Source organism: Streptomyces sp. GESEQ-35, assembly GCF_017948485.1.
Taxonomy (GTDB): Bacteria; Actinomycetota; Actinomycetes; order Streptomycetales; family Streptomycetaceae; genus Streptomyces.
Genome location: NZ_JAFFSX010000020.1, coordinates 70,093 through 94,415, shown reverse-complemented (window position 1 = coordinate 94,415; position 24,323 = coordinate 70,093). Strand labels below are relative to the sequence as shown.

General features: G+C 69.2%; 25 protein-coding genes and 1 pseudogene. 8 read left to right on the top strand and 18 right to left on the bottom strand.

The genetic code is table 11. The features are described from left to right. Positions 1–146 precede the first annotated feature (146 nt). A complete protein-coding gene (locus tag KCH87_RS31875) occupies positions 147–989 on the top strand; it encodes a sugar nucleotide-binding protein (RefSeq protein WP_210590300.1) in 843 nt (280 codons plus the stop codon). 105 nt (positions 990–1,094) lie between these two features. Here KCH87_RS31875 and KCH87_RS31870 read toward each other — a convergent pair whose 3' ends face one another. Further along, positions 1,095–1,484, bottom strand: a complete 390-nt coding sequence (locus KCH87_RS31870; protein ID WP_210590297.1) for a toxin Doc — start codon at positions 1,482–1,484, stop codon at positions 1,095–1,097. Between the two features lie 3 nt (positions 1,485–1,487). Continuing rightward, complete coding sequence (locus KCH87_RS31865; RefSeq protein WP_210590294.1) at positions 1,488–1,727, bottom strand: antitoxin MazE7; 240 nt, start codon at positions 1,725–1,727, stop codon at positions 1,488–1,490. A 347-nt stretch (positions 1,728–2,074) separates the two neighbouring features. Between KCH87_RS31865 and KCH87_RS31860 the strand changes: the two genes are divergently transcribed. Next, the gene (locus tag KCH87_RS31860) at positions 2,075–2,890 is read left to right on the top strand and encodes a phosphotransferase family protein (RefSeq protein ID WP_210590291.1); all 816 of its coding nucleotides are present in this window, start codon (positions 2,075–2,077) and stop codon (positions 2,888–2,890) included. Positions 2,891–3,138: 248 nt separating this feature from the next. Here KCH87_RS31860 and KCH87_RS31855 read toward each other — a convergent pair whose 3' ends face one another. After that, positions 3,139–4,050 carry a helix-turn-helix transcriptional regulator gene (locus tag KCH87_RS31855; RefSeq protein ID WP_210590289.1) on the bottom strand — a complete coding sequence of 304 codons (912 nt, stop codon included), beginning with the start codon at positions 4,048–4,050 and terminating at the stop codon, positions 3,139–3,141. A gap of 212 nt (positions 4,051–4,262) precedes the next feature. Here KCH87_RS31855 and KCH87_RS31850 point away from each other — a divergent pair, with 212 nt between their 5' ends. The 5 genes and pseudogenes from KCH87_RS31850 (at position 4,263) to KCH87_RS31830 (ending at position 8,355) form a co-directional block, all read left to right on the top strand. Then, positions 4,263–5,243 carry an aldo/keto reductase gene (locus KCH87_RS31850; RefSeq protein WP_210590286.1) on the top strand — a complete coding sequence of 327 codons (981 nt, stop codon included), beginning with the start codon at positions 4,263–4,265 and terminating at the stop codon, positions 5,241–5,243. Positions 5,244–5,338: 95 nt separating this feature from the next. Beyond that, entirely contained in the window at positions 5,339–5,743 is a 405-nt protein-coding gene (locus tag KCH87_RS31845; protein ID WP_210590284.1) for a nuclear transport factor 2 family protein, read from the top strand. A gap of 102 nt (positions 5,744–5,845) precedes the next feature. Further along, positions 5,846–6,040 (top strand): annotated as a pseudogene (locus KCH87_RS31840) (aldo/keto reductase); the annotation flags it as partial. 5 nt (positions 6,041–6,045) lie between these two features. Beyond that, positions 6,046–7,467: an aldehyde dehydrogenase family protein gene (locus KCH87_RS31835; RefSeq protein WP_210590282.1), complete on the top strand. Its 1,422-nt coding sequence runs from the start codon at positions 6,046–6,048 to the stop codon at positions 7,465–7,467. A gap of 195 nt (positions 7,468–7,662) precedes the next feature. Continuing rightward, positions 7,663–8,355 (top strand): alpha/beta fold hydrolase, encoded by a 693-nt coding sequence (locus tag KCH87_RS31830; RefSeq protein WP_210590280.1) that lies wholly within the window; start codon positions 7,663–7,665, stop codon positions 8,353–8,355. A gap of 360 nt (positions 8,356–8,715) precedes the next feature. On the opposite strand, the gene add is transcribed toward KCH87_RS31830, so the two are convergent. The 5 genes from add to KCH87_RS31805 all read right to left on the bottom strand — a co-directional run bounded on the left by add (position 8,716) and on the right by KCH87_RS31805 (position 13,455). Beyond that, positions 8,716–9,837, bottom strand: a complete 1,122-nt coding sequence (gene add, locus KCH87_RS31825; protein ID WP_308298966.1) for an adenosine deaminase — start codon at positions 9,835–9,837, stop codon at positions 8,716–8,718. After that, a complete protein-coding gene (locus KCH87_RS31820; protein ID WP_210590279.1) occupies positions 9,834–10,940 on the bottom strand; it encodes an ABC transporter substrate-binding protein in 1,107 nt (368 codons plus the stop codon). Before KCH87_RS31820 ends, add begins: the two co-directional genes overlap by 4 nt. 84 nt (positions 10,941–11,024) lie before the next feature. Continuing rightward, the gene (locus KCH87_RS31815; protein WP_210590277.1) at positions 11,025–11,897 is read right to left on the bottom strand and encodes an ABC transporter permease; all 873 of its coding nucleotides are present in this window, start codon (positions 11,895–11,897) and stop codon (positions 11,025–11,027) included. Continuing rightward, positions 11,894–12,640 carry an ABC transporter permease subunit gene (locus tag KCH87_RS31810; protein WP_308298965.1) on the bottom strand — a complete coding sequence of 249 codons (747 nt, stop codon included), beginning with the start codon at positions 12,638–12,640 and terminating at the stop codon, positions 11,894–11,896. Before KCH87_RS31810 ends, KCH87_RS31815 begins: the two co-directional genes overlap by 4 nt. Next, a complete protein-coding gene (locus KCH87_RS31805) occupies positions 12,637–13,455 on the bottom strand; it encodes an ABC transporter ATP-binding protein (RefSeq protein WP_210590275.1) in 819 nt (272 codons plus the stop codon). The genes KCH87_RS31810 and KCH87_RS31805 overlap by 4 nt, the downstream gene beginning before the upstream one ends. Positions 13,456–13,700: 245 nt before the next feature. On the opposite strand from KCH87_RS31805, the gene KCH87_RS31800 reads away from it, so the two are divergent. Continuing rightward, positions 13,701–14,309, top strand: coding sequence for a TetR/AcrR family transcriptional regulator (locus KCH87_RS31800; protein WP_210590273.1), 609 nt, complete (start codon positions 13,701–13,703; stop codon positions 14,307–14,309). Between the two features lie 44 nt (positions 14,310–14,353). Here KCH87_RS31800 and KCH87_RS31795 read toward each other — a convergent pair whose 3' ends face one another. The 10 genes from KCH87_RS31795 to KCH87_RS31750 form a co-directional block, all read right to left on the bottom strand. Further along, on the bottom strand, positions 14,354–15,205 hold the full coding sequence (locus KCH87_RS31795) for a TauD/TfdA family dioxygenase (protein WP_210590270.1): 852 nt from the start codon (positions 15,203–15,205) through the stop codon (positions 14,354–14,356). A gap of 121 nt (positions 15,206–15,326) precedes the next feature. Then, positions 15,327–16,862, bottom strand: coding sequence for a fused MFS/spermidine synthase (locus tag KCH87_RS31790; protein WP_308298964.1), 1,536 nt, complete (start codon positions 16,860–16,862; stop codon positions 15,327–15,329). A gap of 578 nt (positions 16,863–17,440) precedes the next feature. Continuing rightward, positions 17,441–18,115 (bottom strand): dihydrofolate reductase family protein, encoded by a 675-nt coding sequence (locus KCH87_RS31785; protein ID WP_210590265.1) that lies wholly within the window; start codon positions 18,113–18,115, stop codon positions 17,441–17,443. Further along, on the bottom strand, positions 18,115–18,621 hold the full coding sequence (locus tag KCH87_RS31780; protein WP_210590262.1) for an SRPBCC family protein: 507 nt from the start codon (positions 18,619–18,621) through the stop codon (positions 18,115–18,117). Before KCH87_RS31780 ends, KCH87_RS31785 begins: the two co-directional genes overlap by 1 nt. A 3-nt stretch (positions 18,622–18,624) precedes the next feature. Next, complete coding sequence (locus tag KCH87_RS31775; protein WP_210590259.1) at positions 18,625–18,966, bottom strand: helix-turn-helix transcriptional regulator; 342 nt, start codon at positions 18,964–18,966, stop codon at positions 18,625–18,627. A gap of 1,115 nt (positions 18,967–20,081) precedes the next feature. Then, a complete protein-coding gene (locus tag KCH87_RS31770; protein ID WP_210590255.1) occupies positions 20,082–20,915 on the bottom strand; it encodes a PIG-L family deacetylase in 834 nt (277 codons plus the stop codon). Between the two features lie 397 nt (positions 20,916–21,312). Continuing rightward, positions 21,313–22,299, bottom strand: coding sequence for an aldo/keto reductase (locus tag KCH87_RS31765; RefSeq protein ID WP_210590252.1), 987 nt, complete (start codon positions 22,297–22,299; stop codon positions 21,313–21,315). A 115-nt stretch (positions 22,300–22,414) separates the two neighbouring features. Then, positions 22,415–22,825 (bottom strand): cupin domain-containing protein, encoded by a 411-nt coding sequence (locus KCH87_RS31760; RefSeq protein ID WP_210590250.1) that lies wholly within the window; start codon positions 22,823–22,825, stop codon positions 22,415–22,417. Positions 22,826–22,864: 39 nt separating this feature from the next. After that, positions 22,865–23,017, bottom strand: a complete 153-nt coding sequence (locus KCH87_RS31755) for an SDR family NAD(P)-dependent oxidoreductase (protein ID WP_282613024.1) — start codon at positions 23,015–23,017, stop codon at positions 22,865–22,867. A 71-nt stretch (positions 23,018–23,088) separates the two neighbouring features. After that, positions 23,089–24,105 carry a zinc-dependent alcohol dehydrogenase family protein gene (locus KCH87_RS31750; protein ID WP_210590247.1) on the bottom strand — a complete coding sequence of 339 codons (1,017 nt, stop codon included), beginning with the start codon at positions 24,103–24,105 and terminating at the stop codon, positions 23,089–23,091. Positions 24,106–24,323: the final 218 nt, after the last annotated feature.

Below are 24,323 nucleotides of genomic sequence, written 5' to 3'. Positions count from 1 at the left end.
TGAGGACTATCACCGTGCCTTGCGCGCGGTGACGTAGCGTCATCTGGGACCGTGATGTGGTGTGATGAGCTTGTCGGCATGCTGTTCCCGTACCTCAACTCCGTGCTGGTGAAGCGGGTTTTCCCCGAGGCATAGTGTGTCGGGCCATGACCTTGCTCATCATCGGCGCCAGCGGTTTCCTCGGCAGGGAACTGGCACGACAGGCAACAGCTTCCGGGCACGTCGTTACCGCGACCTTTGTGCGGAACCCCGGTCGCCTCGCCGGGGTCAAGTGGCTGCCACTTGACCTCCGCAATCACGAGAACATCATCTCGGTGCTCGACGAAGTGCATCCACGTGTTGTGATCAACGCGGCTTCCCGGAAGGCCGATTGGGCGACAACGGCGGAGGGCGCCATCCGGGTGGCGATGGCCGCAACCAGCCGGGGAGCACGGCTGGTGCACGTGTCCAGCGACGCGGTCTTCTCCGGGGCCCAGGTCTACTACGACGAAGCCGCTACACCGGATCCGATCACTCCTTATGGTGCCGCAAAGGCCGCTGCCGAGACCGCGATCCGCCTGCTGGCCCCGGCAGCAGTCGTCGCCCGAACGTCGCTGATCATCGGCGATGGGGATTCCGAGCACGAGACGTTGGTGCATGAGCTGTCCGATGGGCGCCGTGACGGGGCCCTGTTCACCGACGATGTCCGTTGCCCAGTGCATGTGTCGGACCTCGCCGCGGCGATTCTGGAACTCGCGTCCGCCGATCACGCCGGAATCCGTCACGTCGCAGGGCCAGACGCGGTCAGCCGTCACGAACTCGGACTCCTGATCGCTCGGCGCGATGGCCTTGACCCGGCCACTCTGCCTGCGGGGCGACGGGCAGACACAGGCGTCACTGGATCGCTGGACGTGCGTCTGGACAGCAGAGCAACCCAGCACAGTCTGCGCACCAGGGTGCGCGGGGCTCGCGAATTCCTGACAGGCGAGGGCGCGGATTCGGCCAGGTGATGGTCGTCACGGAGTGTGTGCATGATCTGCGTTCTCACGTGCATAGCCAATGCGCCGATCCGGCTCGGTCGGGTGCTGCTCATGACGGGGCAGGTGGCGTGACGGTCAGGGTGAGGGGAGGTGCCAGGATCGGATGCGCGCGGCCACGTCGTACGAGTCCAGGCCCAGGGCGCGGATGTCGTTGATCAGGTCGCGCCACAGCTCGAACTTCGTGTCGACGCGTTGCCCGGAGAGCTCGAGGTAGGCGACGGCCAGGCCGTAGCCGAAGAGCTCGTTTCGGGCGGGGAGCGGTCGCAGCAGGACGCACTCTTCCAGGAACACGGCGGCTCGCCAGCAGGCGTCAGGGTGATTCTGGTCGTGGCGCGGCGGGTCTACCTTGTGGCGGGCGGCCATGCCGACGAGGACGGAGAAGTCGTTGACGGTCAGGTCGTCCGGCAGGATCTCTTCCTGGCGTTCCAGGAACCACCGGTAGTCGACGTAGTACTCAGCCGGCACAGGTCAGGCCGCCCGCGGGGCGGGCTTGGCCTGCGAGGGGGCGCCGAACTCCGCGTCGAAGGCTGCCACGGTCGCCGGGTCGCTGGTGACACGCCGGAAGACCTCGGCACCTACGGTCAGCGCGCGCTCGTGCTGTTTCTCCTCGGCCACCTTGGCGAGGTAGTCCGGCACGGACAGTCCCGCGTCGTCGGCCAGGTCCTGCAGCGTGGCCTTGGTGGTGTCGTCGATCTCGATGTCGGCCATGTCACGAGTATGCCGTGCGAGACGCCACCAGGACTACTCACCGTAGAAAACGCCCTTGACCTGCACGTTTAGAGTGGGGGTGTAGCCGGTGTCGGCCAGGGTGAAGCGCTCGCCGTGGTGGAGGGCGATACGAAGGGCTTGGTTTGGTTTGAGCGTTTGGCATGGAGTATCACCAGCAGCGTGCGGCCACGTTCGGTTTCGCCCTGTGCCCGGATGCGTGGGCTGTCGGCCACGGTCTCCTACGCACTGACTGGGTAGTGCGACGGCGAAGGGGTGCCGCGCACGCGACACCCCTTCTGAAACTCTTGATCAGGAGTGCGGATCAGCCCCTGGCAGGATCTTTGCCCATGGGTTCTGTTGAATGGAGCACTCACGCGGTGGAGATGGCTGCTGACCATGTGGTCAAGCGGTTCTCCGGAGAGGACATCGGGCGCGCTGAGCGCGAATGGCGCGCGTTGAGACTGCTGGCCGCTCATGCGCCTGGGCTGGCCCCTGAACCGTGGAAGGCGGACCTCGCGACTGCTGGGTCGACCGTGGTGATGTCCCGGCTCGACGGCGTGCCGCTGCGGGGGTGCGTCCTGGGAGATGAGCAAGTCAGGGCGCTGGCAGAAGCCGCAAGCGGGTTGTATGCCGCGGTGCCCGCTGCCACGCTCCGTGAGGTGCCGGTCAGGCCCGGGCAGCAGCAGGACCTCATCGCCCACATCAATGCCTGGGCGGTGTCGGCCCGTCCCAAGAGCGTCGGCCCGGTGGCGCTGGCCATGGACCGCGGGCTGGAGTGGCTTGCCCGCTCAGGCCTGAATGCCGACGGAGCGTTGGATGTGCCGCCGGTCTTCGGCCCAGGAGACGGTAACCTCGCCAACTACCTTTGGGATGGCTCCCGCGTCCGGGTCGTCGACTTCGAGGACTCGGGCCGCAGCGACCGCGCCTTCGAGCTTGCGGAAATCACTGAGCACGTAGGGAGCTGGGTGGAGCACCCGCTCGATGTCCCGTCGTTTCTGGCGCACTTCGAGCTGACGGCATCCGAGTCCGCACGGCTTGAGGACTGCCGTCGGCTCCTCGCCCTGGTCTGGCTGTTCCTCCTGAACTTCGACAACCAGAACGCCAGGAACCCGCCCGGCACGGCGGAGCGGCAAGCTGATCGTTTCATGAACCTGCTCGCCTGACGGGCTGCGCCTTCCCAGCGGCGTCCGGTCTCCGGGTGAGGTGGTCAGGCCGCCCTGTCTGGGTCGTTGAGGAACTTCGCCCGGATGGTGTCGAGGCCTTCCGGCAGGCCTTTCCTCCGGGCCACGCTGTCCAGATCGGGGATGGCCGGCCTGCAACCAGCGGAGCGGGTGCGTGCGCCTGAGGTGTTCGCTGCTCGGCAGAGCGGACAGAACCGGAGGAGTGGGCTGGACCAGTCGCGTGTCCCCAGTTAGTCCTCGGAGTTCCGGACGCTTGTTCCTGGTGTCGGGTTGTTGCCCCGCTGGTCGTCGGCGTTCCAGCTGGCCAGGAGGCGGATCGCGTCGGCTTCGGGGGTGCCGGGTTGTGGGGTGTAGACATTGAGGATCTGGTCGGAGACGGCGTCGATGCGGAGAGTCTCGTAGGGCAGTGTGACCTCGCCGATGAGTGGGTGCCGGAAGGTCTTCGTGCCGGTTCGGTGGATTCGTACGTCGTTGGTCGCCCAGCGCGTCCGGAATTCGGTGCTGCGGGTCGCGAGTTGTCCGATCAGTTCGGTCAGGTCGGGGTCGTCGGGGTAGCGGCCGGCCTCGATGCGCAGCATCGCCACGGTGTCGGCTGTGATCCGTTCCCACTCGGGGAACAGGTCCCGGGCCCTGGGCTCGTCGAGGAACAGGAAGCGGGCGCTGTTCGTCCGTCCGGGCAGGTCGTACATGGGCGCGATGAGTGCGCGCCCCAGTGTGTTGACCGCGAGGATGTCGAACCGGCCGTTGAAGACCACCGCGGGTAGGTGGTCCATGGAGTCCAGCAGCACCCGGATTCCGGGGGTGACCAGGTCCTTCGCCGCGCCGCGGCTCCGTTTGCGGGACGCGGGGGTCAGCGCGGCGAGCAGCCGGTCGAGGTGAGCGCGTTCGTCATCGTCCAGACGCAGGACGTCGGCGACGGCGTCGACGACTCCGGCGGAGGGCCCGGTTGCCTGGCCGCGTTCGAGTCGCACGTAGTACTCCGGGCTGACCCCGGCGAGCAACGCGACCTCCTCCCTGCGCAGGCCTTTCACCCGACGGCGGGTGCCCTGCGGAGGAAGGCCGGCGTCGGTTGGGGTGACCCGGGCGCGGCGGGTGGTGAGGAACTCGCGGACCGCCGCCCGCGCGGCCTCCTTCTCGTCCATGAGATCAAGGATAGGCCCGGCCTCAATCCCGTAAGGGGTCCCTGTGAGTACCCCTTTTCGCCGTGCCTGTCGGGATGTGGTGAACCGATGTTGGCTGGATGTCGGCGAGATCGAGATCGACGCCCGGATGCCGCGGAGGCCGCCCCTCGTCGCTTCTCTCTGATCTCTGATGCACCTTCCTTCGACACTCTCGACGAGAAACGAGTTCTCTGATGCAGCACGCCACGCTCGGGAGCCTGCGGGTTTCCCGGATCGGCCTGGGTGCCATGACCATGGCCGGCACCTACACCTCCGGCGGCGGCCTGGACGACGCCGAATCCATCCGCGCCGTCCATCGCGCGCTCGACCTCGGCGTCACCCACATCGACACCGCTGAGAGCTACGGTCCGTTCCACAGCGAGGAGATCGTCGGTCAGGCGCTCCAGGACCGGCGCGACCAGGTCGTCGTCGCCACGAAGTTCGGCATCCTGTCCCATGCCGGGGATGGAACCGGCATGTTCGACAGCAGTCCGGCCAACATCCGCACCGCCGTCGAGGGCTCCCTGAAGCGCCTTCGCACCGACCGGATCGACCTCTGTTACCAGCACCGGGTCGACCCGAACACCCCCATCGAGGACACCGTCGGCACCATGGCCGAGCTGGTCGCCGAGGGCAAGGTCCTGCACCTCGGCCTGTCCGAGGCCTCTCCGGACACGATCCGCCGCGCGCACGCCGTGCACCCGATCGCCGCGTTGCAGACCGAGTACTCCCTGTGGACGCGCGACGTCGAGACCGAGCTGCTGCCCCTGCTGCGCGAGCTGGGCATCGGCCTCGTCCCCTACGCGCCGCTCGGGCACGGGTTCCTGACCGGCCAGATCCGCACGCCGGACGACATCCCCGACGACGACTGGCGCAAGACCAATCCGCGCTTCATCGGCGAGGCCTTCTACCAGAACCTGCAACTCGTGGAGGAGGTACGGAACATTGCGGCCGAGGCGACTGCCACCCCGGCACAGATCGCGCTGGCCTGGCTGGTGGCCCAGGGCGGGGACATCGCCCCGATCCCCGGCAGCCGGCGAGTCGCTCGCGTCGAGGAGAACACCGCAGCCGACGGCGTCGTCCTGACCGCCGACCAGTTGCAGCGGCTCAACACCCTCACGCCGGCCACCGGCGCCCGACACGACGAGTTCAACGAGTCCACGATCGACCGCTGAACCCAGCGTCGACGAGTGTGCCGCAACCATCCCGAACACCGGACCCCAACAGGGTTCTCGACGCACGAGAGCCTTCGCCCCAGAGGAGAAACGCCATGTCCGCAGCCACATCACTGACCGAGCAGAACCGCGCGATAGTCGAAGCCATGTTCGCAGCGGCGAACAGGGGAGACGTGGAGGGGGTCTTCTCCTACCTGTCCGAGGACGTCGCGGTCATCGAGCCGGTGTTCCTGCCCTTCGGGAAGGCCTACCACGGCAAGAACGAATTCCTCGGCCTCGCCCAGGTCTTGCCGAACTACCTCAACGTCTCCTCGATCACGGTGCATTACACCATCGCCGACGGCGACCGCGTCGCGGCGTGCGTCGGCATCACGGACGTCACGACCGGAGAGCTGACCCACTTCATCGAACAATTCACCATCAAGGACGGCAAGATCGTCGAGAACCAGGTATTCTACCACAACGTCGGCTCCATGCTCGACAAGCCCAGGGTCGTGTAGCGGGGGTCTCTGTGTACCCCCCCGGACGCCGCGAACACCGGCCCTCGCCGCTACCTCTGACGCACCGTCCTTCGACACTCTCGACGAGAAACGAGTTCTCTCATGCAGCACGCCATGCTGGGGAGCCTGCGGGTTTCCCGGATAGGCCTGGGTGCCATGACCATGGCCGACACCTACACCTCCGGCGGCGGCCTGGACGACGCCGAATCCATCCGCGCCATCCATCGCGTGCCCGACCTCGGCGTCACCCACATCAACACCGCCGAGCCCTGCGACCCGTTCCACAGCGAGGAGATCGGCGCATGAACGAGCAGCGAGCTGTCCAGCACTGGATCGACGGCGCTGCGGCCGTCGGTGGCGGGAGCGAGCGCATCGAGGTCGTGAACCCGGCCACCGCCACCGTGATCGCCGACGCGCAGGCGGGTACGGCGGCCGACGTCGACCGGGCCGTCGCGGCCGCGCAGCGCGCGCTCCCGGAGTGGTCGGCGGTGCCGGCCAGTGAGCGAGCCGCCGCGATTGCCCGGATCGCCGACGGCATCAAGGGCGCCATCGACGACTTCGCCGCCACCGTCACCTCCGAGATGGGTTCGCCGATCTCGTACGCCAAGACCGTGCAGGCCGGGCTGCCCTGCCAGGTGGCGAGCAGCTTCGCCGCGCTGGCCGACGGCTTCGCCTGGGAGGAGGAACTGGGCAACGCGCTGCTCGTGCACGAGCCGATCGGCGTCGTCGGCGCGATCACGCCGTGGAACGCCCCCCTGTATCAGACCGTCGCGAAGGTCGCGCCTGCGTTGCTCGCCGGTTGCACGGTGGTGCTCAAGCCCAGCGTGCTCACCCCGCTCACCGCCGCCCTGTTCGCCGAGGTGACCGCGGCCGCGGGGATCCCGGCGGGCGTCTTCAACGTCGTGTACGGCGCCGGGTCGGTGATCGGCGAAGCGATCTCCGGCCACCAGGGCATCGACATGGTGTCGTTCACCGGATCCACCGGCGCTGGCAAGCGGGTGTCGATCGGTGCGGCCGGCACCGTGAAGCGGGTGGCGCTGGAGCTGGGTGGCAAGTCGGCCAACGTCATCCTCGACGACGCCGACCTACCGAGCGCCGTCGACGTCGGCCTCGAGTACGCCTGGATGAACAGCGGCCAGACCTGCGCCGCATGGACGCGGATGCTGGTGCCCGCGAGCCGGCATGACGAGATCGTCGAGCTCGTGGTGGCCGCCGCCGGTTCCTACGGCGTGGGCGACCCGACCGACCCGGCCACCCGGATCGGCCCGATGTCCTCGGTCGCCCAGCAGAAGCGGGTGTCCGGCTACATCGATCGCGGCATCGCCGAGGGGGCCACCGTCGCGTTCGGTGGCGCCGGCCCGGTCGTGGGCCTCGAACGCGGCGCCTACGTCCGCCCGACGATCTTCGCCAACGTCGCGCCGGACGCCGTCATCGCCCAGGAGGAGATCTTCGGCCCGGTGCTCTCGGTGATCCCCTACGCCGACGAGGAGGAGGCCGTCGCCATCGCCAACGACTCCATCTACGGCCTGGGCGGCAGCGTGTTCGGCGAGCCGGACCACGCGCTGGCTGTGGCGAAGCGCATGCGCACCGGCCAGGTCATCGTCAATGGTGGGGAGTTCAACCTGACCGCGCCGTTCGGCGGGTACAAGCAGAGCGGCAACGGCCGGGAGCTGGGCCGGTTCGGGCTGGAGGAGTTCCTCGAGGTCAAGGCCATCCACCGCTAGGAAGGTGCCGGGTGGCACGGCTCACGTGCGAGCCGTGCTGCCACCGACCAGCGGTGTTGGCAAGCGCTGAGCAAGGCGTTCAGGACAACGACCGCCTCCACATCGATCGGGCGTGCCCAGCAAAGCCGCGCCGACGGTGGAGCCCCCACGTCGCCCCTCTGCCCGGAACAACATCCGAACTCCAGGAGGTTCCCTATGAGTCTGCCCGTGACCAACGTCGTACTCGTGCACGGCGGGTTTGCCGACGGATCCGGCTGGCAGGGCGTCTACGACCTGCTGACCGCCGACGGCTTCCGGGTCAGCATCGTGCAGCACGCCACGTTCTCGCTCGCCGGCGATGTCGAGGCCACCCGCCGGGTCCTCGACGCCCAGCACGGCCCCTCCGTGCTCGTCGGGCACTCCTACGGAGGAGTCGTCGTCACCGAGGCCGGTACCCACGACGGCGTGGCGGCGGTGGTGTACATCACCGCGTTCGCCCCGGACCAGGGCGAGTCGGTGAGTACGCTCATCGCCGACCCGCCGCCCGACGCACCGGTGCCGCCGATCCTGCCGCCTGTCGACGGCTTCCTGTTGTTGGACCGTGAGCGCTTCGCCACGTCGTTCGCCGGCGACCTGCCCGCCAGCCAGGCGGCGTTCATGGCGGACTCCCAGCTCCCGTGGGGCGTCGACGCGCTCGCGGGCACCGTCTCCGCGCCCGCGTGGCGCACCAAGCCGAGCTGGTACCTGGTCGCTGCCGACGACCGCATGATCCCCCCGCCCGCCCAGCGGGCAATGGCCGAACGAGCCGCCGCGACCACGGTCGAGTCCTCCGGCAGCCACGCTGTGTACGTCTCGCAGCCGGCCGCCGTCGCCGATCTGATCAAGAAGGCCGCCCAGTCGGTCAGCTGAGCGAGCCAACCGTCGCATATCCCCCTTCCTCGAAGCCGCAGCAGCCTGAATGCCGCGGCGCTGACAAAGGCGTGGTTCGTCTGCCGTCGTCGGTGGTCAGCACGCGGAGCTCTGGCCAGGTCGTACCGAGGGCGCCGCCACCGGGGGGCGGCGCGGGCACATCCCGGGCAGCGTAAGTCTGCCGTCCAAGGACCTGTTCGGCGCCGACTGCGCCCTCCTCCCGAATGGGCGGGTGTTGGAGCTTGCAGGCGCCGCGCTCGCCGGGGGCGGAGTCCCCCTTCGACGTCGCCGGGGTGTCTACGGGGACGGAGCGCCAGGCCTTGAGCGCGACGCGAAGCCGGGACCGGATCGAGGAGGTCCCTACTGGCCGGCCGCGCCCACTCCCGTCAGCCAGGCCGCCATTCCTGCGACCCCCGCCCGCACGGTCTCCTCCGGAGCTCCCGACGCCTCCAGGGAACTGCGGGCCATCCCGGCCAGGGAGTCGTCGGAGAGTCCCAGCACCCGACGGGCCGATTCGTACTCGTCGAGCAGACCGGACTCGAAGAGCAGTGAGTCGTCGGCGGCGAGCGTGCAGCGGACACCGGCGTCGAGCAGCCGCGGCAGAGGGTGGGCCGCGACGGAATCGACGATGCCCAGACGGAAGTTGGACGTGGGGCAGACATCGAGAGCGATGCCCTCGTCGGCAAGGCGTGCCACGAGACCGGCGTCCTCGATCGCTCGTACGCCGTGCTGGACGCGCTGGGCTCCCAGCGCGTCCAGAGCGCCCCGCACACTGGCGGGACCCGCGAGCTCGCCGGCGTGCGGCGCCGCGATCAGCCCCGCGGCGCGGGCGAGCGCGAACGCATCGGCGAACGGCTCGGGCGGGTGCAGCGATTCGTCCGCGGCGAGCCCGAATCCGGTCACTCCGGCATCCGCGCGCGTGGCCGCCAGCCGCGCCAGGTCCACGGCCTCGCGGGGGTCGAGGTGGCGCAGGGCGGTGACGAGGAGCCCGCAGCCGATGCCGGCCCGGGCCGCCGCGCCGCACGCCTCGTCGATCAGGAGGTCGAGGACGTAGGCGGAGCTTCGGCCGAAGGCCCGCCCGTACCGCACGGGGTTGACGGCCGGCTCCAGCCACACCGCTCCGTCCGTGGCCGCGTCCTCCACGACCTCGCGCACGACCCGTCGCAGGTCGTCCTCGCACCGGACGAGCGACACAGCCTCGTCGTAGCGCAGCCCGAACTCGCCAAAGCCGCTGTACGCGTTCATGTCCGGCACGGGCACACCGTGCCGGCGCGCGAGATCGGCGAGAGTGGCGGGCCGCATGGAGCCCTCCAGGTGCAGATGGAGATGCGCCTTCGGTAGCCGGCGGAGATCGCGGGGGAGTGCCGCCGGCATTCCCGCCGATCCCGTCCCCTCGGCCACACCTGACGCCGGCGGCCGGGCTGCCAACCCCGGCAACGGCTCCGTCGCCCCCGCGCCGCCGGCGACGGCCTCGGCCGTCACACCGTGGCCTTCTTGCCGAACACCGCGTCCAGTACGGAGTGGTCGACGATCTTCGCCGCGTCCGGCAGTTCCTTGACGCCGGCCGCCTTCAGCCCGTCGTACATGTCGCCGCCCAGCAGACTCTCGTCGATGCGCAACAGCCCCTTGCTCTTGGTCAGCGCGCTCTGTGTGAAGGGGATTTGGAGTTCGTTCTCCCGGACCTGCTGCTTGAGTTCGAGGCCGAGGTCCACGCCGTACTTGGTGACGGCCAGGTTGGCCGCCTCCTCGGGGTCCTTCGCGTTGTCCTGCCAGCCACGGATGGTGGCCCGCATGAACCGCTCCAGGACGTCCGCCTTGCCGGTCAGCATGGTGCGCTTGCAGAACACGATCGAGGAGTACGAGGGCAGCCCGAGGTCGCTGTAGGTGACGACGTCGTAGTCTTTGCCCTTCTTCATCCCGTACTTGGTTTCCAGGGTGATCGGCTGGTTGGTGAGGAAGCAGGTGTAGGCCTTGCCCTGCTTCTGCACGAGCGGGCTCACGTCGTACCCGACAGGAGTGAAGTCGTACGACTTCTTGAGCCCGGCACTGGTGAGGATCGCGTCGATCAGGGGCTGGGTGCCCTGCTGGCCGAGGACTTTGGCGCCCAGCAGGTCCTTCGGCTCCTTCACCGGGTCGGAGGCGAGGGAGAGCAGGCCGCCGGGGCTGGTCTGGAAGACGGCGCCGAGGAGGGAGAAGTCGTTGCCCTTGGGGATCGACTGGAGCAGCGTCTGCATGTTGGCGTGCACGCCAAGGTCCGCGGAGCCCGCGGAGACGGACTGCGTGGGGTCGGGGGTGTTGGGGCCGCCCGCCTGGAAGTCGACGGTGAGGTTCTCGTCGGCGTAGTAGCCCTTCTCGTCGGCGAGCCAGAATCCCGCGAACTCGACGTTCTTGATCCAGCCGAGGGCGACCTTCACGGTGGTGGATTTGCCGTCGCCCGATCCGGACGAGGAGGCGGTGTCGGAATCGCCGCCGCAGGCGCTGAGCAGCCCGCCGGCACCGAGAGCGAGCCCTGAGGCTCCCGCCGCACGGAGGAGATTTCGACGGGAGAGGTGGGGCAGACGGGCGGGATCGGTGCGTGGTGCCACGGTGGTTCCTTTCACAGGTTCCGCAACTTCGACGAGTTCCGCAGGGGGAGCGGGTCCGGGTCCGGCCCGGGTGATGACGGTTGATCAGCTGAAGCGGGCCGAGCCGAGGCGTTCGGCGGCCCGGGCGCCGACGAAGCACAGAACGGAGACGACGGTGGCGACCAGGGCGGTGCCCCAGGCGCGGGCCGGGTCCATGAAGGTGACGGACTGGGCGAAGAGCAGGCCGAGGCCGTGCGTACCGAGCAGGTACTCGGCGAGCATCGCGGACAGAACCGCGGTGGACGCGGTGAGCCGGAGGCCGACCAGGACCGCCGGGACGGCGTGCGGCAGCAGGAGCAGCCGCAGCCGGGTGAGGCGGGTGGCGGCGAGGACGGTGAAGACGTCGCGGGTGGCGGCGGGCGCGGCGCGCAGCCCCGAGCCGGCCATCACGAAGACGGGGAAGAAGGAGACCACGGTGGTGACGGTCAGCACCGCGGTGATGCCGAATCCGACGACCCTGGCGATCACCGGGATCATCGCGACGACGGGGACCGAGCGCATGATCAGGGCCATGGGTGTCATCAGCCCCGACAGCAGGGGAGAGGCCCACACCAGCAGCGCGCCCGTCACCCCGAGGACCAGGCCGAGAGTGAGGCCCACGGCCGCGTTGAGAAGCGTCCAGCCGAGGTCGGGGAGGTAGGCGCCCGGGTGGCCGAGGACGTCACCGAAGACCGCGGCCGGTGTGGGCGCGACGATCTGGTTCAGCTGCTGGGTGCGGACCCATAGCGCCCAGGCGGCGACGAGGGCGAGCACGGTCCAGTAGCGGGACAGCAGGCGGGTCAGGGTGCGAAGGACGATGCGCCAGGGCTGTTTGCCGCCGTCTTCGGCGTCGGCGCGGAGCGCCGTCCTGTCGCCTTCTACGACCGGGTGCTGCCCCGCAGTTGCGCCCTCGACGACCGCGCCTTCGCTGCTGCTCATGCGAACCTCCGGGCGGCCGCCACGCGCAGGCCGGCCAGGGCGGCGTACGCGGTGAGGGAGATGGCGGCGGCGGACAGGGCCGCGGCCCACATCAGATCGGTCTGGAAGTTCTGCATCGAGCTGACCAGCAGGACGCCCAGACCGCGCGGAGCGCCGAACCATTCGCCGACGACCGCGCCGAGCACCGCGGCCGGTGCGGCGAGCGCGAGCCCGTCGACCAACAGGGGGACGGCGGCGGGGAGTTGAAGACGCCGGAGCGTCACTCGCCGTGGGGCGCCCAGCGCGCGGAACACGTCGCGGTGGGCGGCACCGGCCGCGCCGAGCCCGGAGGTGGCGGCCACCAACACCGCGAAACCGGCGGCGAGCGCGGCGATGACCGCGGGGGTGCCGTCCCGGCCGACCGTGGTGATCAGCAGCGGGCCGAGCGCGATGAGCGGCACGGCGTGCACGACGGCGGCCAGCCGGTCGAGCCCCGGCTGCAACGGCGGCAGCAGGGCGCCGACGATCGCGACGACCAGGGCGATGAGCGTGCCCGCGACGAAGCCGGTGCCCGCGGCGGTCGCGGTCGCGGAGAGTGCGCGGCCCAACAGGTCACGGGTGATCGGATCGTCCAGTGCTGCGACGACCTGCGTCAGCGGGGGCCAGCTCTCACCGAGGACGCCGAGCCGCCCGACGCCCTCCATGGCCGCGAGCAGCAGCAGTGTTCCGGCGACGGTGAGCACAGTGCTGCGGGCGCGGTTCACTCGGCCCCCTCGTCGAGGAGCGCGGTCAGCCGGTCGACGATGTCATGGAACTCCGGGTCCCGGGTCAGCGCCTTGTCGCGGGGCCGCGGCAGCGTGATGTCCTCGATATGGCGTACGGTGCCGGGCCGGCCGGTGAGGACGACGACCCGGTCGGCTAGCAGCACGGCCTCATCGACGTCGTGCGTGACCAGCAGCGTGGTTATCTGCTGGTCGGCCCAGATGCGGGCGAGTTCGAAGTTCATACGGCGCCGGGTCACCGCGTCCAGCGCCCCGAACGGCTCGTCGAGCAGCAGGACTTCGGGCTGGAGCACCAGTGCCCGCGCGATGGCGACGCGCTGACGCATCCCGCCGGAGAGCTGCCGCGGCCGGGCGTCGGTGAACCCGTCGAGCCCGACGAGGCTCAGCAACATGTTGACCCGGTCGGCGTCCACCGGGCGGCCCGCCACCCGGAAGGGCAGCGCGACATTGTCGTAGGCGGTCGCCCAGGGCAGCAGCGCGTGCTCCTGGAAGGCGATGCCCAGACGGTGGCCGCGCACCAGGTCGGCGGGGGCACCATCGTTGACGAGCACCTCGCCGTGTGTGGGGGTGTCGAGGCCCGCGAAGATGCGCAGCACCGTGGACTTGCCGCAGCCCGACGGTCCCAGGAGTGCGACGAACTCGCCGTTGCCGACGGTGAGGTCCACGGACTCGAGCGCGGTGACGGTACGTGATCGACGGAGCCTGAACTCCTTGGTCACTCCGCGCAGTTCAAGCGCCGCGGGAGGGGTCCGGGGCGTTGCTTCGGGAGGGGACTCACTGATTCCCGTGGTGGCCATGCAGGCCCTCCTCGCTCATGAACCATTCGGTTCATGGACGGTAGGGCCGCACCGTTTCACCGGCATTGCGGGAGCTGGGCCGGGCCGTTACGCCCCTTCGTCCGGGCGATTCGGGCCCTCCGGGTGAGGGACGCCGGCCGTCCGGCGGGCAACTGGGGCGAGCTGCCCGGGCGTACTCCACCTGGGCAGGTCACCGGTTGCCGATCATTCGATTCATTGGATCGCGCCCGGATAAAGTGCGAACCATGTCCCAGCCCCCGGAGGAGACCGAGCGCACGCGGCTGCTGCGCCTGAGCGCCGACCACATCCTGGCGCACGGTGTCGCCGGTCTGTCGCTGCGCGGCATCGGCAAGGCCGTCGGCAGCAACAACCGCATGCTGCTGTACTACTTCGGGTCGAAGGAGGAGCTGATCGCGGCGGTTCTCACCGACGCGGGCGGCCGCTTCCCGCTCCTGGAACGGATCTTCGAACTGCTCGACGACCGCGACCAGCCACTGCGCACCCGTCTGGAGGCGGCCTGGGAGCTGCTCTCCGCGGACGAGAACCTCCCCTTCCACCGCGTCTTCTTCGAAGTACTGGGCCTCGCCGGCTATCAGCGCGGACGCTTCGACGCCTTCCTCGACGCCGTCGCCACCAACTGGCGCGGCCGCGTCGCGACCGCGCTGCGTGCCGAGGGGGTACCGGCGGATCAGGCTGACGACCTGGCGCGCGAGCTGGTCTCGCTCTGGCGCGGACTCCAGCTGGACCTGCTCACTGCCGGGGACCGCGCGGCGACCCTGCGCGTGAACGCGGCGGCGGCCGCCGCCTTCGCCGCCAGAGCCGGGGCTGCGGCGAGCAGCCGTTCGCCCGGCTGACGCCGACGGGCGCGGCCCTCGGCCACTCCTCGTTCGACGGACGGTTACGCGCTCAGAGGCAGTTTCGGCGTTTTGGGTATCTTCGGTACGACGATGTCGAGCGGACCGTCCGGGATCGCGACCGCGTCCTTGGACCAGCCCCAGATCGAGCAGACGCGGCGCCCGGGATCGCTGTGCCCGTCCCGGCCGTGCAGGACACGGTAGTTGTCGAGGCAGATCATCTCGCCGGCCTCGACCCGGAACATCGGCCCGGTGTCCCGGGCCGCGAGCACGGCCTCCTCCCACTTGCGTACGAAGGCCATGTGCTCGTCCTCCGAAGGGCCCTCGACCGGCGCGAGATAGGGGTGGTAGCGGCCCTGGAAACGTCCGGAGGACACGGTTCGGGCGATCGGTGCGTAGGTGTCCTGCGGGTAGTTGGGCTCGGAGTGGTCGATGTCGGTGGTGCGGCAGAACTCCGCCACGGCGGCCCACTCCGGGTCGGCGGCGAGGAGGTCGAGCAGCCGGGAGGTGTCCACGAGGAAGGAGTCACCGCCCACGGCCGCCGGCCGCTCGCACCACAGGAACAGGTGGTCGGGGGCGTAGTCGCCGAACGCGAAGCCGTCGTTGTGGGCGACCATGCGCTCCTCGGTCGGAGCGAAACTGCGCTTGCGGCCACGGGAGTCGGCAGGCTGCGCGGCCACCTGTTCCGCCTCGCGCTCACCGTGCGCCTTGGTGGCCTCGAACTGCGTACCGATGCGGATCGCCTTGTCGCCCATGACCTCACGGCCGTACGCGACGGCGGACCGCTCGTCGGCGAGGCCGGTCACGATGACCGCGCCTTCGGCAGCGAGCACTTCACGGGCCTCTTCGGCACTGGATACCCGGCGTGGAACGAAGCTTGCGGAGCTGACGTCCATCCTTGACTCCTCGATGTTGAACCGATCGGTTCACATCAAGATAGGGGCGCCGTGTTTCGGCCGGGTGTCCCTCTCGGAACGCATGGAATACCCGGGGAACGTGGCTTGGACGTGTGTCCTGTCACTGGCCGTTCCGTGTGCTGGAGGGCTGGAGGAGTTGGTCGACGGGTGCGTAGTCGTCGCTGAGCAGTCGGGCATCGCCGATCCAGGAGGTGAGGTCGTCGCCGGTGGCGATCTTCCAGCCGGCCTGCCGGGTGTCCAGCAGTTCCTGGGTCGCGCGTACGTCGACTGGTCGGTCGGAGGCGAGCACCACCAGATTGCCGCCCTCGGAGATGGCGGTCGGGTCGAGGCCGATATCGGCGGGATCGCCGACGAGGGCGACGTACTCGAAGGTCTCGCTGAGGGTGGCTGCTTCGGCTCGTGCGAAGGCCATGCCACCGTGGTCGATGAGGTTGGCAACGTACAGGCCGCCCTCGTTGAGCACCCGCCGTACGTCAGTCATCGATTCCACCGTCGTGAGGTGCCACGGCACGCTGACGCCGCCGAAGGCGTCGCCGACGACGAGGTCACGACTGTCGGCGTCCAGTCGCCGCAGGCCGAGCCTGCCGTCCTCAGTGCGTACGTCTATACCGGCTTCTGATCTCAGACCGAGTTGGTCGCGGTTGATGCGTACGACCCCGCTGTCGATCTCGGACACGAGGCTGCGCGTCCCTGGCCGCGTGGCCGCGAGGTAGCGGGGAAGGGTGAGCCCGCCGCCGCCCAAGTGGTGGGCAACAAGTGGCTCGCCTTTGGGAAAGGCGGCATCGACGACCGACGCGATGGCGCGAACATATTCGAACTCGAGGAAGGTCGGGTCGTCGACATCGACGTAGGAGTGCCGCAAGCCGTCCAGAATGAGGGTGCGGCCGCTGCCCCGGTCGGGGTCTGCGACGACCCGTGCGCAGTGGTACTTGGTCTCCGTGTCGCAGCCACCGGGCGCGACCGTGGTGGCGAGGCCGCCGGCAACGACCACGAGTGTCAGGGCAGGAGTGCCGCTCCACCCGCGCGTTCGCCACTCGACCAGCGCCGAGCCGACCACCAGCAGTGTTCCGAGGCCGATCAGGATGCCGCTGACCGGCAACCGCGACACGAGGACGAAACCGGTGAGGACCGTGCCGGCGATGGCGCCGACGGTGCCGACGCCGGACAGCCGGCCGACAACCGTTCCGGTCTCGGCGAGGCTGGTAAGACGCAACTTGGTCACGATCGGCGTCACCGCGGAGAGCAGCGCGCCCGGCACGAGGATGGTCAGCGATGCGATCAACAGGAGCATCGCTGGTGCCCACTCCGCAGTCGTGCGCAGTACGGCAGGGGTGAGCGCGACGACCGCTCCTGACACCCCGAGCGAGGGGCCTATGAGCCGGCGTGGATTGACCTGGTCGGCGATGCGCCCACCCAGCCACGAGCCGATGGCGATCGCGGTGAGGGCGATGCCGATCACCATGGTGCTGGTCTCGAGGGTGAGGCCGAGGTAGGGAGCCAGCAGCCGCAGAGCGACGATCTCGACCACCAGGACTGCGGCCGAGGACCCGAACACAAGCACGGCAGCGGCGCGGGGACCCAGGCCGTGGTTGCGAGGCGCACCCTCGACGACAGGCGAGGAAGACGATCCGGTCACGGACGACATCCTTGCATGCGCCTCATCAACCCAACGGCGTTGCGGAAATCCTCATGCCTCCAGCCACCTTGGTGAGCCACCGCGCAGCACTTCCGCGCTCGGCCATCAGCACCAAGCGGGCCAGTTCCAGGCAACTTTGTGAGTCGCGGCGCACCGTGACTGTCTGCGCTCCAGCGCACCGCAGCCGGACCAGGCGGCCGCCGGGGAAGACTCCGACGCGGCCTCCGGCGTTGAGCGGCACTCACTCGCTTTGCCTGGCGGGAGGCGGGCGGAGCGGATGCGCGCCCATCATGCCCTCATCCAGGGCCTGTTGAGCGAGGGGATGGGGCTTCGTGCCATCGCTCGCCGCGCCAGCCAGGGTCGCTCGGTGCCTTGCAGCAGCCCTCGAGACTGGGCCCGCAGCCGCTTGCAGTGGCCCGGACGAGAATCGCCAGCTCAAGACGGTGCTCGACGCCTGTCCGGAGCGGGAGCAAACCCATGGCCTCCTACGGCGGTTCGCCCAGATGCTCACAGCCAGCGGACCGGCGCTGACCTGTTGGACTGGATCAATACCGTCCGCGCCGTACCGCTGCCCGGGATCATCGGCTCCGTGGGTGCACGGCGTAGGTCAGGTGCGTCACCCGCGACGACGGCTCCGAACGGACCGGCTCCAGCGCGACCCTGGACGCGTCCACGCCCTCGAACAGGCGGGTGCCGGTGCCGAAAAGCACCGGTGACAGCGTGATCGAGAACTCGTCGACCAGGCCGGCGTTCAGGTGCTCCAGGATCGTCGCGCCGCCGCCGGCGATGCGGACGTCGCGGTCGCCGGCGGCGTCGCGGGCCTGGTCGAGGGCGTGCTCGATGCCGTCGTTGACGAAGTGGAACGTGGTGCCGCCGGGCCGCTCCCACGGGTCACGCTTGGTGTGGGTCACGACGAAGACCGGGGTGTGGAAGGGTGCCTCCTCCGGCCATGACTGCTCGCCGAGGTCGAACATGCGCTTGCCCATGACGCTCGCACCGGTGCGCTCGAACGTCTCCCGCGCGATGTCGTTGTCGCGGCCCTCCTCGCCGCCCTCGCCCAGCTTCAGGTTCTCCCGGAAGAACCGCAGCGGGAAGATCCACTGATGCAGTTCCATCCACTGCGCCATCCAGCGCTGGACGTCCGGGTCGTCCTGCTTCTCGGGCGCGAAGAGCTCGTCTTCAACGGGCACGGACTCGGGCGCGACGAAGCCGTCCAGCGACATCGACACGCTGAAGAACACCTTCCCGGCCATCAGCCCTTCGCCCCCTTCTGCGCGAGGTCGGTGACGTAGGCCGCCAGGTTGCTCAGGGTCTGCTGGCCGCCCTCGATCGCGTGGTACTTCTCGACCGCCTCGTCGCGCTGTTCCTTGGTGAGGAACACCGTGCGCATCACGATCCGGGTCGCCGCGCCGTCCGGCGCGAAGGTCAGGACCGACTCGAAGGCGTTCGGGTCGTCGCGGGACTCACCGTGCAGCAGCGCGATCCGCTCCGGTGGGGTGATCTCGGTCCAGGAGATCCACTCCTGGTAGTCCGTCCCGTCCGGTCCGTGCATCACGAAGTCCCACTCCCTGCCGACGCGGAACTCGAAGGACCGCGTGGTGGTGGTGAACCCCTCCGGACCCCACCACCGCGACAGGTGCCGGACCTCGGTGAACGCCTCGAACACCAGCTCCCGCGGGGCGTCGATGACCCGGGAGATCACGATCTCCCGGTCGGCCGTCGCCGGCTCCGCCCGCGTTTCTCGCCTTGCCCCTGCCATCGGTCACTCCTCCTGGCGTGTCTGCTTGAGGTCCTGCACGTAGGTGTCCAGCCGGTCGAAACTCTCGTTCCAGAACCGCTCGAATCCGCCGACCCACTCGTGGACCGGCCGCAGCCCTCGGGCGTCCAGGCCGTAGAGGCGCTGCTTGCCCGCCCCGCGGACCCGCACCAGCCCCACCTCCCGGAGCACCCGCAGGTGCTTGGACGCCCCCGGCTGACTCATCCCCAGCTCCTGGGCCAGGTCGGTCACCGGCCGCTCACCCGCCCGCAGCAACGCCAGGATGTCCCGGCGCTGCGGCTCGGCGATCGCGTTGAAGACGTCCGACGTCGTCGCTGCTCGTGCCATGACAGCCATCGTATTCCCATATCGGAATACGTCAAGCCGGTTGGGAATTGCATGTTCGTCGACACGGAACCGGTGCACATCTCTTTGGCCGGTCGGCACGTCCAGCAGGTAGCCGCCCGGATCGCGCCACAGCTGCGGACCTGCGTGGGTGCCGTCCGCGCCCCGTATCTCGGCCGTGCCCAACAGCGGGAACTCCGTCAGGCCCTTCCCCCGCCGTCGCTCTGCACCATCCGCGCACCGGGGCGCCGCCCCGCGAGCTTCACGACCCGACCCGCGCTGACCAGGGAAGCAAGGTTTACGCAAGGTTCCTGCCCACGTTCACGCCACACCGTAGGGACAACGGGACCGCGACACCGAGGGAGCACCAGCCTTCTCGGCCCCGCCAAGGGCCGGGCGAAGCCGGCCGGTTGGGCCCTGATGGCATCTGGATCGCGGCTGCCACCTCGCTGTCGCTGCCCGTCGTGCCCGCTTGTACCGTCAGCCGCCCTCACACGTCGACGGAGACCACCGTCGACCCGCGTTACCACCGCCGATCTCACGCGGCTTGTCATTCATCCAGTCCACGAAGGAGAGCAGATGCGTTCGCGCAAGCGTTCAGTTGCCGCCGTATTCCTGGTCACAGCAGCCTGCAGCGTCCTCGGCCCAGGTGCCTTGGCCGCTCCCATGCCCTGGGACTCGCACAGGACCCCTGCGGTTTCACAGGGAGGTGTGTCTGACGGTGGTGGCCCGGATGGCTTCCACGACAGCGGTCACCACGACAACGGGCACCACGACAGCTGATCGGGCCTGGAGGGTGCAGCCAACCCGTTCCGTTACTCAATCCTCGACGCGATCGTCTACTTCGACCTGTGGGGGAGCTGGGACGGCGTCGAAATCCATGACCGGAGCGCGTGCGCCAGGGACGGCGGTGCGTCACCGGCGTGAGGCTCAGCCTGCGCCCCGCCAGACCCACCCCGTGCCCGCTGCCCACGATAGGACGCGAAACGCCGGACTGGGGCACCGTCTCGAACGCAACCCGAGCTGCTGCCCCGAGGGCCGACTTCCTCAGGGCGTGTCGGTCCTCGGAGCCTCAGCTTCGTATGGCTTCCTCGGCGGGCCCCGGTCTGACGGGCGGATCAGCGCAGTCCGGCGAAGAGATCGTTCTCGGGTGCGGCCGTGCCGGTGGCGTCCTTGACACGTACGAAGGTCTCCATGCCCATCAACTCGCCGAACCTCTCCTTGCCCATCTTGAGGAAGAAGATGTTCTCGCCCTGACTGGCGTGTGCGGCCAGCGCATCGAACTTCTGACCGCTGAATGCGGTGGTGTCCACCCACGTGGTGATCTCATCGTCGGGGAGGCCGATCTCGGCCATCGCGGCGGCCTCGGCAGGATCCGGCTCCGGCATGTCCGGATGAAACTCGCGCATGATCTCGCCGAACCGCTGCATCCCCGAGCGGGGCATCGTCGTCCAGTAAACCTTCGGTGTCAGCTCGGTCATCTCCAGCGCCGCCATGGTGATGCGGTGGGCCTGGATGTGGTCGGGGTGGCCGTAGAAGCCGTTCTCGTCGTAGGTGACGACCACATCGGGTCGGTAGTGCCGCATGAGTTCCGCAAGCCGGGCGGCGCCTTCCTCCACGGGGGTCTGCCAGAAGGACCCGGGGGCGTCGTTGCTCGGCCAGCCCATCATCCCGGAGTCGGCATAGTCCAGCATCTCCAGATCGCTGACCTTCAGGACCTCGCAGCTCGCCTCGAGTTCTTGACGGCGCATCAAGGCGACGGCCGCCGGATCGTGCCCGGGATCGCCCGGCTTGACACCCCCCGGTCCGTCACCGCAACCGCCGTCGGTACACGTCACGAGAACCGTGCGGATGCCTTCCGCCGCGTACCGCGCGAGGACCCCTCCGGTTCCGGTGGCCTCGTCGTCGGGGTGGGCGTGTACTGCCATGAGCGTCAAGGGCCGGTCAGTCATGAAACAGTCCTCCTGCAGAAATATGTCTTGGTCCGAGTGCGCGGCGGGCGTACCGCGACCTTGGGGCCCGGATCCTGGTGGGGCGGACGACCTTGCGGTCTCCGTGTTCCCCGCCCGTGCGGCGCCGGTCCCTCGGTCGATGCAACCGTGCAGGCCTTACCGGCTGTTCCCGGCGCGGCCGCTTGATCTTGCAGGCGTTCGGCGTTTCAAGGGGAACGAGGTACAGGTGTGACCTGCACGTATCAGCGCTGCGTCGATTTCGGGACACGAAATTTGAGACCCTACAGCTTGGCTGTAGGGTCTCGTCGGTCGCGTCATCAGACACGCCTCTGAACACTGGTTTTGCGCTTCTCGGTCTCAGGGGCCCGCGCGGAATGTTCGAGTGGAGGCGGTCGTCTCACTTGCCCACTAGGCCCATGTGCATCTCGTTGTAGCGGTTGCCGTGCACGCCGATGCGGGCCGCTGTGGCGTCGAGGTCCGCGATGTCGTCGGCGGACAGGGCGACCTGCGCGGCGCCCGCGTTCTCCGTCAGGCGCTCGACCCGGCGGGTCCCGGGGATCGGCGCGATCCAGGGCTGCTGGGCGAGCAGCCAGGCCAGGGCGACCTGCCCCGGGGTGGCGCCGCGGGTATGGGCGAGCGCGGCGACGTGGTCCACCAGGGCCCGGTTTGCGGCGAGGTTGTCCTCGTCGAACCGCGGGATGGTCGTACGGATGTCACCCTTGGCGAACGCGGTCGTGGTGTCGACGGTGCCGGTGAGGAAGCCCTTGCCGAGCGGGCTGAACGGCACGAATCCGATGCCGAGTTCGGTGAGTGTGGGCAGCACCTCGGGCTCGGGGTCGCGAGTCCACAGGGAGTACTCGCTCTGGACGGCGCTGACGGGGTGCACGGCGTGCGCCCTGCGGATCGTCGCCGCGCCCGCCTCGGAGAGGCCGAAGTGCCGTACCTTGCCTGCCCTCACGAGCTCCGCGACCGCGCCCGCGACATCCTCGATCGGCACGTCCGGATCGACCCGGTGCTGGTAGAAGAGGTCGATCGTGTCCGTGCGCAGGCGGCGCAGTGAGGCGTCCGCGACGCGTCTGATCTGTTCGGGACGGCTGTCGAGGCCGACCGACGTACCGTTCTCGATGCGCCAGCCGAACTTGGTCGCGATCACAACCTGGTCGCGTACGGGAGCCAGCGCCTCGCCCACCAGTTCCTCATTGGCGTAGGGGCCGTAGACCTCGGCGGTGTCGAAGAAGGTGATGCCGCGATCGACGGCGGCGCGGAGCACGCCGATCATGTCGCCGCGGTCTCCGGGATTGGGGCCGTAGCTCTGGGACATGCCCATGCAGCCCAGGCCGATCGCCGAGACCTGAAGACCCTGGCCGAGGGTGCGCGTGTGCATCGTGGAACTCCTTTGCGCGGGACGGGGAGAGACGGCTCAGGCGGCGTTCGGTGGATTTGGGCGCGGTCGGCGGATGCGGACTCGCTGTCGTTCAGGATCGGGCAGGTGTTGGGTGTCAGCTGTTGTTGTTCAGGGCGTTGGCGTACTGCGCGTCGGTGACGGGTTCGAGCCAAGTGGTGCCGTCACCGGTACCGTCGCCGACGACCATGGCGATGTGTGCCATGAGGGTGGTGTCGGTGGCTCCGTGCCAATGCTCCTCACCGGTCGGGCACTTGATGGTCTGGCCGGTGCCGACGCGTACGACGTTGCCGTCGCGGGTGCCGACCAGGCCCACGCCGTCGGTGATGTAGAGGGTCTGGCCGTTGGCGTGGGAGTGCCAGTTGGTGCGTGCGCCGGGGGTGAAGCGGACCAGGGCGGAGGCGAGGCGGGCGGGTTCGGTGGGTACGTCGATCATGTTGAGGTAGACGTCGCCGGTGAAGCGTTCGGCCGGGGCCTTGATCGTGGGGGTCTCGGTGATGTGTTCCATTGCAGTTCCTTGGCGGTATCGGGGAGGGCCGTGTCCGTGTCAGGCGCCGTGCTCGTCGGTGATCTTCTTGAGCTGGTCGAGACGGCCGGGGTTGCGCGCGATGAGCGCGACGCTGTGCCCCGCCTTCCCGAAGCGGCGGGCGGTGGCCAGACCCAGGCCTGGGCCGGCCCCGATGAGAGCGAATGTGGTCATGACGAGTCTTTCGCGGGAGCGCACCGGGGGCGCGCGGTGTGGTGCCGGTCCCGTGTGCGGTGAGGGCTGGGTCAGGGCGTGAGGAGGGCCTTGATGGCGCGGCGCTCGTCCATGGCCTTGTAGCCCTCGGCGACCTGGTCCAGGGGGAGGGTGAGGTCGAAGACCTTGCCCGGGTCGATGGCGCCGGACAGGACGCGGTCGATCAGGTCGGGCAGGTAGCGGCGTACGGGGGCGGGACCGCCGCGCAGGCCGACGTGGGAGAAGAACAGCTCCTGGCCGTCGACGGCGACCTCGTGGGGGACGCCGACGAAGCCGACGTTCCCGCCGGGCCGGGCGGAGTGCAGGGCCTGCTGCATGGCCTGGGCGGTACCGACGCACTCCAGGACGCTGTCGGCGCCGATGCCGCCGGTCAGCTCCTTGATCCGGGCCACTCCCTCCTTGCCGCGCTCGGTGATGATGTTGGTCGCGCCGAACTCGCGGGCCAGCTTCTGCCGGGGCTCGTGGCGGCTCATCGCGATGATCCGCTCGGCGCCGATCTCCTTCGCGGCGATCACCGCGCAAAGGCCGACGGCGCCGTCGCCGACCACGACGGCTGTGGATCCGGGCTTCACCTCGGCGGCGTCGGCGGCCCACCAGCCGGTGCCCATGACGTCGGAGACGGCCAGCAGCCCGGGCCAGAACCGCTCATCAGGGATCTCGTCGGTGGCGATCAGAGTGCCCTGCGCGTTGGGGATGCGCACGTAGTCCGCCTGGCAGGTGCTCATGAACTCGCGGTGCAGGCAGTTGGACTGGAAGCCGTTTCGGCAGTTCGGGCAGGTGTTGTCGGAGGTGGCGAAGGAGCCGATGACGAACTGGCCCCGCTTGACCGACGTGACCGCGGAGCCGACCTCCTCCACGAAGCCGACGTACTCGTGCCCCATCGGATGTGGCTCATCCGTCGGTTCCAGGCCGCGGTAGGGCCACAGGTCGGAGCCGCACACGCAGGTGACGGCCGTACGGATGATCGCGTCGGTCGGGTGGAGGATCTTCGGATCCTCCAGGGTTTCGAAGCGGATGTCGCCGGGGGCGTGGATCATTGCGCCGCGCATGAGGGGATTCCTTACTTGCTGAGGCGCCCCGGTACGCGGTGGTACCGGATGGCGCCGGATGCCGTTGCCTGCCCGGAAGGGGAAGCGTTCCGCTCCTCCGTGGCCGGGCTCGGGCATACCGCGAGCTGCCGCTGGGGCAACTACCTGGATGCCTCTTCATCCAGGTAACCGCCTATTCGCGCGGACAGCGAGGCACCAGTGAGGGGTGTACCGGCGGT